The sequence below is a fragment of the Methylicorpusculum oleiharenae genome (assembly GCF_009828925.2).
Taxonomy (GTDB): Bacteria; Pseudomonadota; Gammaproteobacteria; order Methylococcales; family Methylomonadaceae; genus Methylicorpusculum; species Methylicorpusculum oleiharenae.
This window is the reverse complement of record NZ_WUTY02000001.1, coordinates 2,584,689-2,602,543: the sequence shown is the minus strand read 5'-3', so window position 1 is coordinate 2,602,543 and position 17,855 is coordinate 2,584,689. Positions and strand designations below refer to the sequence as shown.

Below are 17,855 nucleotides of genomic sequence, written 5' to 3'. Positions count from 1 at the left end.
TCTCAATTGCCGCATTGGCCTTGTGTTTAAATTAGCATATACATTGTATCAAAAACGACGAATGGAAAAATTATGACCACCTACGTATATAGACTTACATTGAATGATAGTGAGTGCATCATGATGGAAGCTGCATTAAAGCTTATGATTAAGCATTGCACAGAGAAACTGGCTCAAGGGGAAGGAGCTCCGAATTGGGCTCATAAAAATTCAGCGGAAAAAGTTTTAAGCAAATTATATTCAGATACAAACCAAAATAGTGGAAACAATTTTGGGTGAGTTTAAATAAATGACACTAAATTCCCATAGACTTTTGCTGAATGCGCTATCCAATAAGACTTCTAGCTTAATTTTTACTTCTCAAAAATAGCCCATATTGAGCCAGTTTAGGCTAGCTTAAGAGCTATAGCTAAATCTGGTGTAGCCCGACTTGAAGAGAAGTGGCGTTCTCTGCTGAAATAAGATTCTTGATATCAAATAATAGCATTATTCAGAAACGCCATGAACAAAGATAAAGCAAAAGAATGGGAAATACAAAGGCAATTAATAATTGATAGGATCAGGTCTTGTAATTTGCATCAAGCCTAGTTTATGCAAGCACGTATTTGCAAAATTCAAGACCTGAAACCTTGCCCCTAACGTAGAAATAACCGGCGCTGCGCGGCTTTATCGCTTAGCGTCCGTGTGGACTGCCGGGTTGGGCCACAGGCAGCAAAGACCGTGCAATGAGAGTGACCATACGAAGCCATGCTCACTGCTTGCTCTTGCTTACAAACCCTGGAATGGTGAACACGTCGATTTCCGTTCTGCGGACACGGCGACTTGCAGGTCGATGTGACGCCAATCCAGTGGCCGGCTTGTAAATATCCAGCCCGCGACCGAGTTTGAAGAGAACTCCATGGTCACACACGACACAACGATCGTGGATGGTCGGGTCGACCTTGATTGTCAGGGTAGTACCGAAGTTTCTGAAAAGATCATCGCCGACTTCCGCCATGACCCTGACATTTGTTGCGGCCCCTTCCTCCCATGTACCTGTTGTCAGGACGAGAATTTCTTTGGGTCGGGCGGCCTCGGCAGCCACCAGCAGAAACTCTTTCAAATTGCGGATTTGGTGAGGTGCCCCAAGATATGGGTCGATCAACGCAATGCGCAAGCTCCCGCCAATTAGTGCTGGGGCGAAAATCTTATCCATTGGCCAACTGCTGTCGCCATCATTCAAGCGAAACCGGGTAAATGTTTCCGTGGCACGGTGTTGGATTTCGTCAAACCATTCACCGCTGACCGCATCCCCCTCTTCGACAGATTGAACAGGCGATGAACTCTTTGGCAACGTGACGTTTGACTGAACCGCAATGGCAGCTGGCTCAGCAACTTCACCAAGAAGTCGAGCACAGGAATCAATAATCTTAATCAGTTCGGCAGACAGCAAATTGCTTTCCTGATCGAATGCTTCCCTTTGCCCGCCGATCGTTGAGGTTGCTGCTGCGCGAATATCTTGTTCCGCGTTAGCAAGGGTAGCCTGGACTTCGCTAAGCGCATTTCGCGGAACACCTTCAGCCTCCACCATGAGAAAGTCACCAAACGCGCCACTACGAAAAACTAGGTGGGCGGTAAGCGCTTCTTGAAGAAGGCGCTTGACCTCCGTGTAGAAAGCGCGGACCTCCCGAGATTGCTGATAAGTCGTACCCCGTCCAAAAATATCGGAAACACTTTCTCGTGCCGCTGAAATCTTGTTTTCAACCTCTTCCGAAACAAAATCGTCGAGGAATGAGACTATCTGTTGTTCTTCGCTCGTAATGAGATCGTTGGCAGCTTTGAGAGATTTATCCAGCGATCCTAAGAGCGTCTTAGTCAGGTCGAACGGCAGGTTTGTTCCAAGGTCTAAATTGCTTGCAATGTTTTCGCTAGTGTGTGACAAGGTCGCTAAGTGCTTCTCGAAGAGACCAACGAAGGTAGCAAATTGCTCAGTCATTTCCGAAAGGATCTGCTGAACTTTGGGAAATATCCGGTTGGCTACGCGCGACTGGAGATCGTGCATGTACCCCCAACTACCCGACCTCCGTGTCCGCCAGTGTTTGCCAACGTCGTTCAACTGGAAGCTGTCAAGTTCTCGCTCTGCCAGAAGTCCTATCGTTTCGATAATGTGATTGTTCTGCTTCCTGCGCGCATCGAGATTCTGCTTGAGGACGGCGACTTGCTCAACGGCTGCAAGTTGAAATCGATCCCGAGCAGATTCAAACTCGACGCGAAAGATGGCAAGCCTTTGTTCAGCCACCTCCCCATCCTTGATGTCGCGCAATGCTGCTCGGCGGTTCGCAACAATCGTAAGGAGTTCTTCCAGTACGGATTTTGTGCCACCGGCAATGTTGTGGGCAACCAGAGCTAAGCGTGATTCGGTGGACAGAAGTTGAAGCAGTTGCTTCTTCATCCGTTCGATTCCACCAGGATCATCCTCGTGGATTCGATGCTCGATATGCTTCCCGGCCTTTGCGTCACGATGATTGGCTGCGGAGGTAAATGCCAGCCCGACGACCCCAAGCTGCTCACGATAGCGCCGCATCGCTGGGGAATCCTCGCCACTCAATTCGTTAAGCGTTTTCTCGATTTCATCGCGAATCCGTTGTTCTTCGTATCGAATTCTGGACGTTATGGATTCTGGGTCTTCGTCGTTGGAGTCCGCATTTCTGAGATGCTGTTCGTAAGTTTGATCAACCTGCGTGATTACAAAAATGAGTTGTTTGACCGTACCCTTTCGGAGGAGTGTAAGCAGAAAGTCCTTTTCTGACTGACCATAAGCCACGCCGGACTTGGTGAGAAATAAAACGGCATCGACATCCTCGACAGCCTTTTCAGTGAGGCTGACGCGGAACCGTTCTGTGTCATCCAGACCGGGTGTATCGATGAGTAAAACACCTTCATCAAGAATCGGCGCAGGCGATGCAATTTCAATTCTTTCGACGAGGCAGTGCAGTGGTCGAGTCCCCGAAGTGAATTCCTTCAGCTTTTTGCGGAACGCATTTTCTGCCGACTTGTCATCAGACTTACCGAGCAAGATTTCAATGCTGTGCCCGCCCGGCTTCACGTATATCTTTTCAAGTCCAGAAAGATCGAATACCTCGATGATCTTGCCATCGCTGTTCTTGCGGGGCTTGTCGATAAAACTCTCCCACATCTTCACACGGTGGGCATCGACATGCTTTGCATCTTCCTTATGGAGACTCTTAATGGCATCCCATGATTCGCGCCCTACAAACCTGATCGTCGCCTTTACAGCGTTACCGTGACGGAACGTGGTGACGGCCGCCGTCTCAGGACTCGTATCCTCTCCTGCTAGTCGTGCGCCAAGCAGTTCGTTCACGAATGATGATTTCCCCGCTTTGAAACGGCCTACGACAGCGACGCGATAGTTTTCAGGAACAACCTGGTTGGTGAGCAACGAACTGAGCAACTCGGCCGCACGCGCACAGTCCTTGCCAATGCCCCAGGCTGGTTCGTTGGTGTTCTGTACCTTGCGGACGAGTAGGTCTCGAATTTCCTCGACGCGCCCACGCAGTGCATGAATTTCAGTCCGAAGCAGTTTTGGCGATTTCATGTGCTGTTTTCCTTAGAGTAAACACGAAGTTCCGCAGTCAAACGCACCCAAAGCGGACAAAACAGAAAGTCGGCGCTGGCGGGACGGCGATGTCATGGGATTTGAGGGGCCCAACGTATAGCTAACCGGCGCTGCGCAGCTTTATACCGCAGTGTCCAGCGGCCAAAGGGAGCGAGGTTGATCGCCGGGCTAGCCCGCGGGTTCATTGGACAGCCTTTCGATAGGCCACGTATGGCTGGAACAGCGCGACAAATCCGGAATCCGCCAAAGCGAAGAGCAATTTCCAGATAGGCTATGAACGTGACGTTGTGCCATTCGTCGTTAATCGGTGGATCGTCGGCAACAGCGGGAACAGCGACGATGGACCACATACCGCCACTAAACATCTGCCTTGTGATAAAAATCCGGCGCAACTGGAACTTGGTAGGGTAAACCAATAGAGATAGGTTCTTCGCGGTCAGCGATGAAATCATCCAGTTCGAAGATGGCGCTCGATGGCGGAAAAACAATTAATGGGTCTGGGTATTCACAACCCTCCCAGTTGGGATGTGAACCACTAAGGTCGGCGCTCCCAACCCACTGAAAAAAAAGCTTTGTTGCTAATGAGATTATACCAATCTCGCTTTCGATTCGTTCGATAGCTTCGTCGGTTCCTAGTTCTACCCATGGGAGGACTTCATCAGGGCGGTCGAAGATGAAACCTTGGTCAATCAGACGGCTGACCAATTCGGTTATCGCGTGGCCTACAGCGTCAATTCTGTTTGTCATCATGGCAGGTAGAAGGGCTAACAAGTTATTAAGCTGTCAACAGTATATCTATCACGAAACCTGGGTTGCAACAATAAATTTGTGAGCTGCAAGGATTTTCCCCTTCCACAAATCATCCAAACTGCGCAAATTGGTGAAATTAGCGGTGGTCATGTTGACTGTTAGTGCATCATTCAGTCATCCAGGCGTTTGAAGCACAGCTTGGTCAGAGCAATCTTCCAGATCAAGAAAGCCGAGATTTTCATAAGTGGCTTAGGTTTTATTTGGATTTTTTGAAGCAAAGCAAATCATTGTCGGCAATGAGCCAGTTTGCATTCAGTGGCAAATGAGTGTTCTGTGGCAGGTATTGGCCGTTAGCCAAACTTCATTTTGCTATATTCATTACTATAAAGCTGTCAGTCGCGACAGGAACATAACTCAAATGAGTTGTACGATGAAAAGATTGTATGCCATCAATACGTTGGCATGCGAACTTTCTGACAACGTCATGACATTAACCATCAAAGAAACGAGTACTTGCTTGTATGTAATAGTCATGATCTGACCTCATAAGATTAAATTTATGCATTTATTGGGTTGAATCCGCCTAATGAAAAAGACAACCGACAGTCAAATAATTTTGATTAGCAAGTTATTTCAGCTTAGTTCATAAGCCCTTCATACCCGCCCAGACACGAGCATCCAGCGCCCTATCCATGGGGTCTGGATTTCGGCAATTCCTTACTGAAATGAGGTGATTGACAACCGGTAAAGCGTTAGAACTGAAACATCTTGCTAATCAGGTCGATTTTTAATTTTGATTAACGACAGCTCAATCATAAAATCGACATCGGGCCAACCGCATCACCCATATGGGTGATGCATAAAATTGCATTTTGGGACAACATTATGTCTGAAGAATCATTGGATCACGTTATTAACGCGTTATATGAAGCCGTTCTCGAGCCCGATAAATGGCAAGAGGCTGTCGGTTTGTGTGGTCAATTTGCTGGGGGTATTGATGCGCAAATGTTAACCACCGACAAAATTCAAAATCGAGTGCTCTTTGCCGTGATAGCCGGAGAAGCCTTTCCTTTGCAATTTAGTCTCGATTATGAGCAGCACTATGTCAAGATAGATCCACATGTAACTCTGCTGCGTAACCCGTAAGACGGATTCGCCGATAGGCAATCCTCCAGGCTTTAAAGTGTGTTGGCGTTTTGCTATCGCGAAAACGCCCTACCAGTTATCGATTCTTAGATAGGTTTGTGTTTAATTTACCAAACTTGCTCCGTCAGTACAGAAGAAGCAAAATCGACACTTTGCGGCCAATCCCTTTACTACGGATACCATGGATATGGTCAGGTCTTGTAATTTGCATCAAGCCTCGTTTATGCAAGCACGTATTTGCAAAATTCAAGACCTGACACCTTGCCCTTCAAAAAACCGAGGGATGCATTTATCGGGTTTATTGGTGCACTAAATTTTCCTAAACGCTTTCAGAAAATTAGCTGGGTGATTGTGAAAACGGATGTGATCAGGGGAGTTTAAGCGTTTTCTATTTTCAGTGAATGCGGGAGCGATATAGCCCCATTCCGCAGTTCGTGAGAAATAAATCACGTAGTCGATTTTTGCTCCCTTCCACTTGTTTTCAACCGTGATCGAATTGTCACTCGACTCAACAGTTTTGACTTGTATGCGATAGTAATTGGTATCGTCGGCAACCACCAAATCTGTTTTTTTGCCGTGATCTATTGCAGGAATTAGTACTTCCCAGCCATCACCCGTAAGCCAAGCGCTGACGAGATTTTCATAGGAAAGCTGTTTGTGGGCAGCAAGAGTTTCTTGTTTAATCTTTGAATTTTTTACAGGCATAAGCATTACCTTGTTTAAGGGTTAATGCCGTATGACATCCGTTCAATGCGGGGCCTTATGTATACGGTCCGAGGTGACCAATGTGCCTAACCTCCCGGTAAACATCAAGTAGCTACAATGCAGTAGTAATGAGTAGCAAAGGTTGCCAAACCTTACAAATCAGGTGTTTTCCATATCTTTGTATTAAGTCTACTCGCAGCGACAGCTGACAGGTGATGTGTTGAAGGTTTAGAATAATTTCCAATTTGCGTTTTGTCAACGGTTGATTGATAACATATTTTGCCGGTGTCATTACTGATTGAAAGCCGCGTGAATGCCGGACAATTATTCGAATCGCCGATACACCGCCATCAACTCCTGCCCATTAGGAGTATAGCGATGAGACAGTTTTTCGGTTTTAGGCTTCCAGGTTTAATCAATTTGGGAAAGCGGCGATTGATTTAGTCAACGGTTTGCATCAAAGGCCGGTAAATGTCTTCCAGTGTCTAATTGCATAAATCCTTGCAATGCAAAGATCCAATAAAAACATAATGTTAACCTTATAAATAATAGCGTTTATTTACGCAACTAACCACTAGCAAACGAGGAGCAATGTGGGTGATGATACGGCTATCCTGATTGAGTTGACCGAGTCTGTAATTGATAGCGCGTTTTTATTGCGGTTCGTGTTGGGCATAGGGATGAATGCGGGATGCCATCGTGCTTTTAGATATCGGCGCTGCTTGATACCCGCAAACGGAATTTTTGAATGGGAGCGCCTTAGCGGCAAACAGGCTTTCCACATCCATCGAACCGATCAGCAATTGTTTGCTTTTGCCGGGCTTTGGGAACACTGACAGTATGAAATTGAAGCTCAGTATTCCTGCTGTCAATGGTCAACGAATTGATGAAACCGATTCATGAGCGGGTGCCGGTGATCCTCACACCAGAGAATTATCATCAATGATGGGATAAATCGGCTGATCCTGAGCAGGCTTTCGCGTTAAATGATGTGGACTGACATGGCGACTACGCTAGTCAGCGACTGGGTCAATAATCCACGGTATGATGACGAACGTTATATTCAAATGCCCTGACTGTATTGAGTAAGCGTATTGCTTAAAATCGAAGCTGGATTCTGGGAATGTTTGACCGGTCGATAGCGACCCCTAGTTGACACTCGAAGCCTTGCGATCAATGTCGGCATGTATCCAATGAGCTGCCATTCAACGTAAAGCTAAGGTGCGCCGCGCTTTTGCTGCGTCCCTTTCGAACGCCGGGTTAGGACTCACCAAAACTTCCACCATGACTTGGCTTTCGACTTATAGAAGGCTTGAGCGCCAGAATCTTGAAACTGTCTTAGGCGTTCATCGAGCAGGGCGTAGAGTTTTGGAAAATCTACGTTGCTTTCTGGCCCAAGGACTGCGCTTGGTACTTCGAATGAGACTTCTTCAAGATACCGATCGTAGTAGTACTTTGTGAATGCGTTGCCTTCTTCATTCAAGTTCCATTCACCAAACTTCCAGTCGAGATACTTTTCAAAATACTCACTCATCGACATTTGTCCATCTCGGATGGAAGCAAGCGCATCTGCATCCGACACAAGAAGATCTTTGGATAGGAAGCCCTTTTCAATGCACCACTTGATATAGACCGCTATGTGCGTGCCCGCATACTGTTCGTCTAGGTTATTCGCGAAACAGCTATCAGTGTGCCAGTATCCTTGGTCGTATGACATGGTTGTGAGTCCTAACGTTGAAGGTAACCGGCGCTGCGCGGCGCTTTATCGCGCAGCTTCCAACGACCGAAGGGAGCGAGGTTGATCGCAGGTTTGGGCGTCATTTCCAGAAGCACCACCAAGGTTTGGCATCGGCAGACGAGGAAATCTTGCGGAGAACTTCGAAGCCTTCGTAGTCGATGCCAGGAATGTTTTCATCGTGCTTGAAACCGATAACTTCTTTGGCCGCGTTTAGTGGGATGTCGAAGTAGTGGTCAACGCCAGCCTTTTCGCCACCATCCGCTTCCTGTGCTTCCTTGTGCTCCGCAACCATGGCTTCAAATCCGTGTGGCAGGATACCAGAAGTCTTTAAGTGAATGGGGCCATTTTCACCGACATGTTCCGCACGCCATACCTGATTGCCGCCGGCCCAATACTCGGCGGAACTGGACATCACATGCTCCTCGATTGAGCAAGCAACCACGGGAAAGTGTTCAGACAAAGGCCCCAGAATCTTTGGTTGCAGGAAGCGGCTGTCGCACCCACGCGAAACTATGAGGAACCAATTTGTGGAGAGCGCATAGCTCGATAGAGGTTCGCGCGCATATTCACACGATTGACCAGTGCGGACGTAACCAAGCTGCTGGAGTGCCTCGACCGCATCGGAGGTTTGAACTGAAAGTAAGGATAACGAGTAGCCCATGTTATGACGCCCAACGTAAAGCTAAGCCGACCGTTGTAGCGTAGCGGAAGCCCCCTGTGCCAATATGACCTGAGACACCTACCCCTCGGAAATTAGAGTATAAAGGTAGGCCAGAATCATGAGCAAATCAAAAGTAGAGACCATGGAATCACCACAAGTAACTGCGCCGGAGGTCGCGTTGGAAGACGCCCTACGGGCGTCTTCCAACGCGACCTCCGGCGCGCGGCCCGACTCAGAGGTGGTTGCCACCGCCCAGCGCCGACAATTTACCAGCAGCGACAAGCGCCGCATCCTGGAGGCCGCTGATCGCTGTACCCAGCTGGGTGAGATTGGTGCTTTATTGCGCAAAGAAGGGATTTACTCCTCCCATCTGTCCACTTGGCGTAGGCAGCGTGCTGCCGATGAGCGCGCCGCGTTGGCGCCGCAAAAACGTGGGCGCAAGGCCGACCCGGCTCAGGCCGAGGATCGTCGTGTGCATCAACTTACCCAGGAAAATGAGCGTCTGCGCCGCAGACTGGCTCAGGCCAATGCCATTATTGATGTCCAAAAAAAACTTTGCGTCTTGTTCGGTCTGCCGACGGACGAGACGCCGAGCGAGTCCTGCTGATGCAAGCCCTTAACCAGTTGGCCCCGGAGGTCGGTCTGGCGCCGGCTTGCGCGGCCCTGAATTTGAACCGCAGTTCGGTCTATCGCGAGGATGCCCGCCGGCGCCTCCTGGTGCCCGTGCCGGTAAAGCGGGTACCCCGTCCGTCCGTCCCGCTGGCTTTCTCGCCCCATGAGCGGCAGCAATTGCTGGCGGTGCTTAACAGTGAACGCTTTGCCGACTGCTCGCCGTATTTTGTCTATGCCACCCTGCTGGACGAGGGGCGCTACATCGGCTCGGTGCGCACCTTGTACCGCGCCCTGGAGGCGGATGGCCTGTCAGCGGAGCGCAGGCGCCAACGGATACACCCGGTCTATACCAAACCGGAACTCCTGGCCACCGCGCCCAATCAAGTCTGGAGCTGGGATATCACGAAACTCAAAGGCCCGGCCAAATGGACCTGTTTCCACCTGTATGTGATCCTGGATATTTTCAGCCGCTATGTGGTCGGCTGGATGGTCGCTCCGCGGGAAACCGCCGAACTGGCCGAGCAGCTGATCGCCGAAACAGTGGCCAAGCACAACATCCCGCCGCATACGCTGACGCTGCATGCCGACCGCGGTACCAGCATGCGCAGCAAGCCGGTGGCCGCCTTGCTGGTCGATCTGGAGGTCACCAAGACCCATAGCCGGCCTTATGTCTCAGATGACAATCCCTATTCCGAGGCCCAGTTCAAAACCCTGAAATATAGGCCTGATTTCCCCGCTCGCTTCGGATGCCTTGAAGATGCCCGCAGCCATTGCCAACGCTTCTTCCTGTGGTACAACCAGTCCCATTGCCACTCGGGCATCGGTTACATGACCCCGACCACCGTCCACTTCGACCAAGCAGCTACGGTATACCAAGCACGCGCAAAAACCCTGGAGATTGCCTTCCTCGCCAATCCAAAGCGATTCAAAGGACAGTGTCCCTTGCCGCCCAAGTTACCCCGCACCGTTTGGATCAATCCGCCTACCAACACCAAGGGAGAAACTTGACCCATAAATACACAACAGTTAGACACTAAATAAAACAACTTGGTGTCTCAATGTCATTGACACATTCCGAAGCAGGTCGGCTTGAGTGCCATGTTAGACCGCAATTCTGCGCAGGCAAACATTAAGTTCGTGCCCCACTTCAACAATGAGGGTCGCGAGCCTCAGGAACTCCGGCTCGAGTAGCGACTGGACGGAAATTGCTGGGAAATATCTGGCCTTCCTCTCGAAGCTTTGGAAATGCAATTCTCGGTGATTCGCACGCAGGCCTGTGAGATCTTCATTGAGGCTAGCGCGAACAACACTCCGGTGCTTGCTTAGATTAGTGAGTGCGGCAAGGTGCCGCCAATGCGAACCTGACTGCGCTTTCGTCAAGAGCGGAGCCAGTGAGCAGAAGTTTGTATCCGTCGTCAGTGCACTCACCACAGATGGCAACGCGATCTCGTGCTCAGCAAGGGAGTTGGGCAGAAGATTCCGCCCGCTTGCCAAGTAGATGGCATTTGCCAATATGTCAGGCAGTGCGTGAATGCTCTGTACGGATGCAACCGCATGGGCACTTGCCTTGATTATGTACTGTTCAAAGGCCAGTCGCTTGCGCTCCCCTTGCTGTGTGTAGATTTCGAGGAGGAAACCGTCTTTCAAATGCCTGCGCTCAAAGTCCTTTGTCAGTCGAGATGCTTCTCGAAAGTGATAGCTCGCATAGTGTTCGCGATCAACGAGCGAGCGAATGCTCTCGCGGGCGAGTTTCAACTGCGCAGCACCAAACGCGGTCTCTACCAGTGCGTGTGTTTCGGGAAGTTCCCAGCGAGTCATTGCGGTCTAACGCCGCGTTCACCGATTCGTCCGGTGCAACGCTTGGTTAGCAGCATGCTATCGGTTGGCAAGTAAATCTTGAAGCTTCGTGTTTACACGCTTATAGTCGTCGGTACCAAGTGGGTAAGATGGACTTCTTCGACCTGCTACGCTTCCATCGTAAACCATCTGAATTTTAAAGACTTCATGATTTCCACCATCCCAAATTTCAGTACCAATAGATATTTTGTATTGGGTGTTCTTAGGGTGGGGTGTACTAGCTTCAACAAATACAACTTTGTCTTCGTGTGGAAAGAAAGTTTTAGCCATGTTATTTTTCCGGTGCTTAGATTTAAGGAAAGTATAGCACAACAAAAAAACCAAAGGAAACCTTTAGAATTCCAAAGGAAGATTACAAAGCCACATTGGGTGAGTTTAAACAAACGACACTAAAGTTCCCACTTTCCAATTTTAGCTATCAAAAACTGGCATTTTTTTGGAAATTAAAAAGTGGCTCAAAGCAACGCCAGATGCGGCATTGCAAAAAATCCTATGAAAAAATTCTGACGTTTGTTTAAATTTACCCATATGTGGTTAATTTGTAGCTTCGCTCCCAATGGACCAATCGGGAAATATTCAGTGGAGTTAACTTGAATTTATTCGAGCCTATTATTGAAGAAGCGCGTCGCCACCCGCATTTTAGAGGAATGCTGCATTCTCTCCGAAAGCATGATCGTGAAGAATTCCTGCGTTGGGCTAAAGGATTTCCTGATCGGGATGGCAAGTTAATTGAAGAGTTTCAAATTTCGTTCAATACGGTTTTTTGGGAAATTTATTTATTCGCAGTTTTCAAAACCTATGACTTCAAACTTGATTGGTCAAATCGTTCACCGGATTTTTCTGTCACTTTTGGCAGTAGCCACTTCACCGTCGAAGCCGTAACTGCTAATGCGGCAGCAGAAAAATCAAACGAGTGGGATAAAATTTACAGCCCCTGTGATTTTGCGGATTTCAATATTGATAGGCTGAACAAAGAAGCAATGATACGGCTGTCAAATTCAATACATTCCAAGTATCGTAGATATAAGGCTCATTACGCAACCATGCCTCATGTTAGGCGGAGCCCGTTCGTGTTAGCGGTTGGACCATTCGAGCAGCCTTTTTTCAATCATCAATACAACCGAGGGATTCGGGCAGTGCTTTACGATCAATATGTCGATGAACCGGCTTTTACTGCGAATCCTGAAAAATATCCAAACGGTCCACCTCACGTCAAATTAAACTTTGTACGCAAAGATAATGGTTCGGATATAGAGCTTGGTGTATTCAATGACGATAGAATGCAAGAGATTAGCGCCATAATTTTTAGCTGCACCGCCACTTGGGGAAAAGTTAATGCTCTAGCTCCTGAGTCTCCAGATCAACTTACAACAATAATGTCAGCTTGGTACACTGAACCATTTGGTGATCTAATCTCAAAGAATGGAACTCAGTCTAAAGTTGGTGAGACGATTACAGATGGATTGCAGGTATACCATAATCCAAATGCGCTACATCCACTTCCGCCGAACATTTTCAGGAGAAAAGGTGTTGTTCAGGAATATTTCGACTTCGAATGTAATAAGTGGATTCATGAAGAGGCTAAAAGCCACCTAGTCTTCCGTATGGTTATGAATGGCAGGTGTTCTGACGAAGAAATATGATAAAATCAATCTGTTTGACCATAAGGTGCGTTAGGCTTATAGGGTGCTGCCGTCAGGCGCACCGTTTGCGATCGTTGCGCCTCGCATGGCTCGGCACAACCTATAAGCCTAACGCACATTTTGGGATTATGGCTGACGGCTGTAGGTCAATCAACAGACGTTCATCAGAAAAACCATCCGTCCGCAAATGGCCGATAGGGTGAGGTCGCCAATGACTGCTTTGGAGAAGTCCGACTGGCAAAAATGGGTCGCTTTTTTGCTCCCACTGTAAGATCTAGTAAAACTCTGTTTCCCTCATTGTGATATCGAATTTAGACTTTTACATATCAGCACTAACAATCCGTTATTTCTAAAGAAGGCCGAAGGAACAAATTAAATCAATGGTTTATACGTTGTCGTCATTTCATCTTAAGCGCTCCCTAGACTAGGAGCTACAAGCTCTATTGATTCTTGCAACTTCTGATTATTTTCGGCATCAGTGTCAGACAACTTAGGTGTCCATATCCGTTTTTCAACTAAGTTTGCGACATGTTCTATCGCACCCATTGGTTCGATACCCATCGCGGTTAGTCGCTCTATTAACTCCCCAACCACTTCATCTTTGCGAAGAGACCATGTTGAAGCAAAACAACGCCAAAAAATCCAGCCAGCACGCTCTAAGACACGTTGCCTGTTCATGTCATGTTGCCATCTATCAGGACCATGAAACTCATCACCATCCAATTCAATGGCTAAACGATTGTCTCCTGCACCTTCGACAACCATATCAATTCGATATGCTCCAGTCTTTACCTGAGGGATAACTCTATAACCTCGAGAAGTAAGAATTAAAAATACCTCACGCTCAAATCCAGATTCACATTGATCGATAAGTACGTTTGTTTCTTCCTTATCAGTAATCATGGGTTTATTAAAATGACTGAGTAAACTGACACGTAAATCTTTTTCTGAAAGATCGTTTTCTGTCACTGAGCGCACTAAATACATTCTATCCCGAGCCCTGCTGGTGGCAACATTGAATCGTTGATCAAAAGTATTTCCTGAAAGGGCTTTGCAATTATTACGGTCCACCACCATCGATAGGAACATAATATCGCGTTCGCTACCTTGAAATGTTCTTGCGTCGCCGCATTTAAACTCGCGATGTAATAATTCTGCTGAATCACAGCGTTCCCGAACGACAGCGTCTATATGCTTGGCTTGATCCATTCCTAGAAGCGAAACCACACCAATTTTGCGACCAATAAAAGCATTATTTTCTAAGATGGCTGCAATTTCTTCAGCGATAAATTCCGCTTCATATTTATTGTGATCATGCTTATCGCGATAACCATCAGGTACATAAACATCAACAAGAGGAGGGGCAATTCTCTCGCTGGCTTTGGGGATTCGTAATGGCTGAATACCGCCTTTGTAAAATATCCGGTTTGAATAGGCGATAATAGGAGGAACACAACGAAAGTGTTCACGCAACATAACTTGTTCAGCGGCAAAGACCCGAGCAGCTAAATCATAAAGTGATTTTTCTGGGGTCATTTCGACCCCAAATGGTTGAGCAGAAAGGAAGCGAACCTTCAACTCTAGAATGCGCTGACTGGCAATAAAGCCGCCATCGGGTGAAACTTGTTTATCATCACCTACCACCAGTATTTTTTTTCCGCGCAAAATAGCAGGAAGCGCCCAAAGATCAGATTGACTCGCTTCGTCAACGATTACAAGATCAAAAGTCCCAATGTCGGCAGGCATGGCTTCAGATATGCGTGTATGATTCATAATCCAGCAAGGAACTGCATTTGCTGCATCTAACATCGCTTCTCTAGCATCTCTTCGATAGCGTGTGGCATTTGGGCCTGTACCCTGACCAATGCGCCGAATTGCAGTTGCATAGCCTGCAAGTGCCTGGAGAATTTTAGGTGTGGCATTTTGCTTGGTAGCCAACCATGCTGCTTTCGACACCATGTCTTGATAAAGCCTAGATAATCCACTTTCTAAATCTCTACGTCTGGCCGCGAGGGAAAGTAATTCATTTCTGGCCTCGATACTTTCCAAATGGGTTCGCATCCGTGCCCAGTTCCATGCGTTTCGCCAAGTTACTGGCAAAACTAAATCTTCACCAAAACTATCAACCGGATTGGCTCGAATGCGAGAAGCGAATTTTGGAGCCCCTGCCTGTTCGATACGTTTTGATAGTTCATAGATACGCTCAAAATCAACCGAAAGTGATGCGATACGGCGGAGTTCAGCCAGTAATTCTGTATATTTAGCAGTTACACGTTCGGAAGGTATTTCAGGATTTCCTAATTGATATTCGACAAAATCTTTTAAGGCAATTGAGACAGGCCCAGTCTTACCAGCGAGTTTTTCATGAATGACCCCAAGCATGGCAGTCGCTTTCGCTAACTCTGCTTTTGTTAGATTGCGTTGAAGCTGACTTTTGATGAGCTTCAGTTCAGACGAACCACCCAATAATGACTCAATAGGCGCTGAGGAAAAGACAGAATCTGCTTTTTTGGGTAATTGATTATCTATCTCTGTAGCAAGTTGATGTGTTTTTTTCACCAACGTAGTTATGATCTCCATCTGGCGTAAAGCGGTGACGCCACCTTCCAAAAAAGGGAGTGAAAGATAGTTGCCAAAATGATTCCAACGACTTGTCAACGATAATAGTTGCTCATGAAGAATTAAATATCGATATACATGAGCCCAGTCATCTTTGGATACTGGAGATAATCCGGATATTTTGATAGTTGAAACGTGGGCTTTTGCCTCTGTATTTCTAAATGGTAATGCACCAAAAGGTTTACCAGTTTTAACAGCTCGGCAAATTGCTTCTTTAGTCTTTGAGTTTTCTAAGGCCGGATCAGAAATTTGGACTGGTCGCTTTAGGAATGCTGCTCTAGATTCAATAAGCGCATCAATTTCAGTGAAAAGAGATTCAAGGGCTTCTCTTTCTGAAAGAAATGCAGCTTGCCGGCATTTTGATCGTAATTCAAAAGGCCAATCTTCACCAACTGACTCTAGTTCTTCAACAATTAAATTTGCGGATTCAATTAAATCATATAGTTCTTTTGCAGCCTGGATTATGTTTGAGGTCGATGCCTTTAATTGGAAAATTTCACCACGCTCAACTTCCCTTTCAATAAGCCTCATACTCGATAAGGCTTCATGCACTTCTGCAATATCAAATATGGTAGGTAGAGAGTCAGCGGATGGGACATTGGCTTGTACGTACACCAAATCTGGGCCAATTTTTCGTCTTGATTCACGAAGGATCCCCGCTTCTATTTCCGTCAATGGTGGTGAGTGTTCGGGTGAAAGGGTAATCTGATCATCAAACCAACAGTAACTTTCCGCCCCTGAAATAACTAATTCTGCAAGGTTTTGGGCTCTCATGGGAATGCCGTCAACCTCAATTTCTAAGAGCTGTGTTAAGGCTATGTCGTCAATGCGATTATCAATAGACAAAAGTTCATGATGCGCCCGATCAATCCCACTTTCCAATGTTGCAATAGCATGACGTGTCTGTTCTGGGTTTAATTGAGTAACCTGATGTTGGATTGCTTCGATTGATGCTTGGAATTGGCGCACGCCTTCTCGATCACTAGACATTAAAGCTACTGTCAATGCCCGAACCGGTTCAGGAATCTTTGACTGAAGAACTTCAAGTGCTGTTTCCCCTCGGGATGTAACGAGAACACGTCTACCTGTAGCTAAATAATGACAAATCACATTAGCGATGGTGTGCGTTTTACCAGTGCCTGGTGGCCCTTGGACAGCAACCCCAGCCGCTTTTTCCAAACGCTGTATGATAGTGACTTGTTCGTCGTTATATGGTAAAGGGAAATAAAGCTCTTCTTGCTTTCCTTGACCAAGTCCTCTGCTGGATAAGCCTCGAAACTGAATGGCTTCAAATTCGATTGGCGATTCTGAGGGCGGTGTAACCAAAGCTAATGGCCCCATAGGTATCTCGCAACCTTCGGCTAATTTGGCTTTTAATCGCTTCAAATCTTCCGTTAAAAAATTATTTGAGCGTGGACGTGAGAGTAACACCCACAAGTCAGATACGATCAAATTTTTACCCATTGAAGGTAAAACTTCTCCAAGAGACAGTAACTCGTGGAAACTACCATTACTATCAAGGTTAGATGCGGCAAGTTTTAGAACATCAATATAACTTGATGAGTCAAATGGAGTAACCGGGCGATCCTTATGCCGTTGAAGCTGATCCTTGATTGCATGTTCTACATCTGCCGCACCTGGAATAGAGCAAGCTACAAATGCCTCCATTTCCACCCTGGTATCAGTAGCTCTTGGACGAACTTCTAATGCCATACTTTTTTCGTCAATAGAAAGCTCGACAGCCTGCGTAAGAATTGGATATTCAAAATTGACAGTACCTTCTCCAAATGGAATCTGCCAAGTAGATATGCCCACACCCCAAATAAACTCTTGCGGCTTAGCCGTTTCTTCAGCTTCGATTTGATGCTTTAACGCAAAAAGATCCCCATAGAGCGATATACTCTTTCGGCGTGGTCGCTCCGAATTCGCCCAAGCATTCCATTTATCTAGGTATTCAAGAAAAACTAGTTTTTCCTGATTTAGATCTTTTTGGTTGTCTAGAGACTCTTGAATATTTTCAGTTGGAAAGTAATCTTGTTCTTGCTCAATCCAATCTTCTTGACCTGGCTTGGCGACATCTTTGCCAATCGGCAAGACATCTGGGGCATCCGCACGCAGATTGAGGAGGTGAGCTAAATACTGCTCTAATGTTGGAGGTTGTTGGAAAGGGTCGTTTGTAACATTTAAAAATTCCTTCAACTGGTCGGGAATTTTAGGTTGAGGATAAGCTTCTAGTCTCTCAATTCGTAACCAAAGATGATCACCTTCAAGGCGAATGTCGAAATCAACACCCGGCAACCCCGCGAGCTGATGCGATTGCTTAGCGAACCCCGAATGACTGGAAATACGAAAAGCTTTTGGATTGATGTCCTTTGTTTGCTCCTCAATGTATTCGAGTAGGCCTTTAAGTAGGTCGTGAGGGGATTTCATCTTTCCTTGTTGAATTAGTCAACAGCACAAATCAAGGCCTCACATATAGTTCTTTGTTGCTGAGCAGTTGAGGCTGTT

General features: G+C 46.9%; 13 protein-coding genes. 5 read left to right on the top strand and 8 right to left on the bottom strand.

All coding sequences use genetic code 11. The features are described from left to right. Positions 1–120: 120 nt before the first annotated feature. Positions 121–279 carry a hypothetical protein gene (locus tag GO003_RS11810; protein WP_159653315.1) on the top strand — a complete coding sequence of 53 codons (159 nt, stop codon included), beginning with the start codon at positions 121–123 and terminating at the stop codon, positions 277–279. Positions 280–751: 472 nt separating this feature from the next. On the opposite strand, the gene GO003_RS11805 is transcribed toward GO003_RS11810, so the two are convergent. Then, on the bottom strand, positions 752–3,595 hold the full coding sequence (locus GO003_RS11805) for a dynamin family protein (RefSeq protein WP_159653317.1): 2,844 nt from the start codon (positions 3,593–3,595) through the stop codon (positions 752–754). 378 nt (positions 3,596–3,973) lie between these two features. Next, positions 3,974–4,387 carry a hypothetical protein gene (locus GO003_RS11800; protein WP_231088959.1) on the bottom strand — a complete coding sequence of 138 codons (414 nt, stop codon included), beginning with the start codon at positions 4,385–4,387 and terminating at the stop codon, positions 3,974–3,976. A gap of 864 nt (positions 4,388–5,251) precedes the next feature. On the opposite strand from GO003_RS11800, the gene GO003_RS11795 reads away from it, so the two are divergent. Continuing rightward, the gene (locus GO003_RS11795) at positions 5,252–5,512 is read left to right on the top strand and encodes a hypothetical protein (RefSeq protein WP_159653321.1); all 261 of its coding nucleotides are present in this window, start codon (positions 5,252–5,254) and stop codon (positions 5,510–5,512) included. A gap of 309 nt (positions 5,513–5,821) precedes the next feature. On the opposite strand, the gene GO003_RS11790 is transcribed toward GO003_RS11795, so the two are convergent. Next, on the bottom strand, positions 5,822–6,217 hold the full coding sequence (locus GO003_RS11790) for a group I intron-associated PD-(D/E)XK endonuclease (RefSeq protein ID WP_159653322.1): 396 nt from the start codon (positions 6,215–6,217) through the stop codon (positions 5,822–5,824). A gap of 593 nt (positions 6,218–6,810) precedes the next feature. Here GO003_RS11790 and GO003_RS26400 point away from each other — a divergent pair. Further along, positions 6,811–7,053 (top strand): SOS response-associated peptidase family protein, encoded by a 243-nt coding sequence (locus GO003_RS26400; RefSeq protein WP_231088958.1) that lies wholly within the window; start codon positions 6,811–6,813, stop codon positions 7,051–7,053. A 431-nt stretch (positions 7,054–7,484) separates the two neighbouring features. Here the strand turns inward: GO003_RS26400 and GO003_RS11780 are convergent, their stop codons facing one another. Beyond that, on the bottom strand, positions 7,485–7,934 hold the full coding sequence (locus tag GO003_RS11780) for a DUF7832 domain-containing protein (protein ID WP_159653323.1): 450 nt from the start codon (positions 7,932–7,934) through the stop codon (positions 7,485–7,487). A 100-nt stretch (positions 7,935–8,034) separates the two neighbouring features. After that, positions 8,035–8,616: a hypothetical protein gene (locus GO003_RS11775; RefSeq protein WP_159653325.1), complete on the bottom strand. Its 582-nt coding sequence runs from the start codon at positions 8,614–8,616 to the stop codon at positions 8,035–8,037. Positions 8,617–8,758: 142 nt separating this feature from the next. On the opposite strand from GO003_RS11775, the gene GO003_RS11765 reads away from it, so the two are divergent. Further along, positions 8,759–10,236 (top strand): IS3 family transposase gene (locus GO003_RS11765; protein WP_407942118.1). Its coding sequence is split into 2 segments (ribosomal slippage): positions 8,759–9,170 and positions 9,170–10,236, totalling 1,479 coding nucleotides; the frame shifts between segments, so codons are not numbered across the junction. Positions 10,237–10,329: 93 nt separating this feature from the next. On the opposite strand, the gene GO003_RS11760 is transcribed toward GO003_RS11765, so the two are convergent. Beyond that, positions 10,330–11,046, bottom strand: a complete 717-nt coding sequence (locus tag GO003_RS11760) for a hypothetical protein (RefSeq protein WP_159659529.1) — start codon at positions 11,044–11,046, stop codon at positions 10,330–10,332. 57 nt (positions 11,047–11,103) lie between these two features. Continuing rightward, complete coding sequence (locus GO003_RS11755) at positions 11,104–11,355, bottom strand: hypothetical protein (protein WP_159659530.1); 252 nt, start codon at positions 11,353–11,355, stop codon at positions 11,104–11,106. Between the two features lie 320 nt (positions 11,356–11,675). Between GO003_RS11755 and GO003_RS11750 the strand changes: the two genes are divergently transcribed. After that, complete coding sequence (locus GO003_RS11750; RefSeq protein ID WP_159659531.1) at positions 11,676–12,728, top strand: hypothetical protein; 1,053 nt, start codon at positions 11,676–11,678, stop codon at positions 12,726–12,728. Positions 12,729–13,136: 408 nt separating this feature from the next. On the opposite strand, the gene GO003_RS11745 is transcribed toward GO003_RS11750, so the two are convergent. Next, on the bottom strand, positions 13,137–17,777 hold the full coding sequence (locus tag GO003_RS11745) for an AAA domain-containing protein (RefSeq protein ID WP_159659532.1): 4,641 nt from the start codon (positions 17,775–17,777) through the stop codon (positions 13,137–13,139). Positions 17,778–17,855 lie beyond the last annotated feature (78 nt).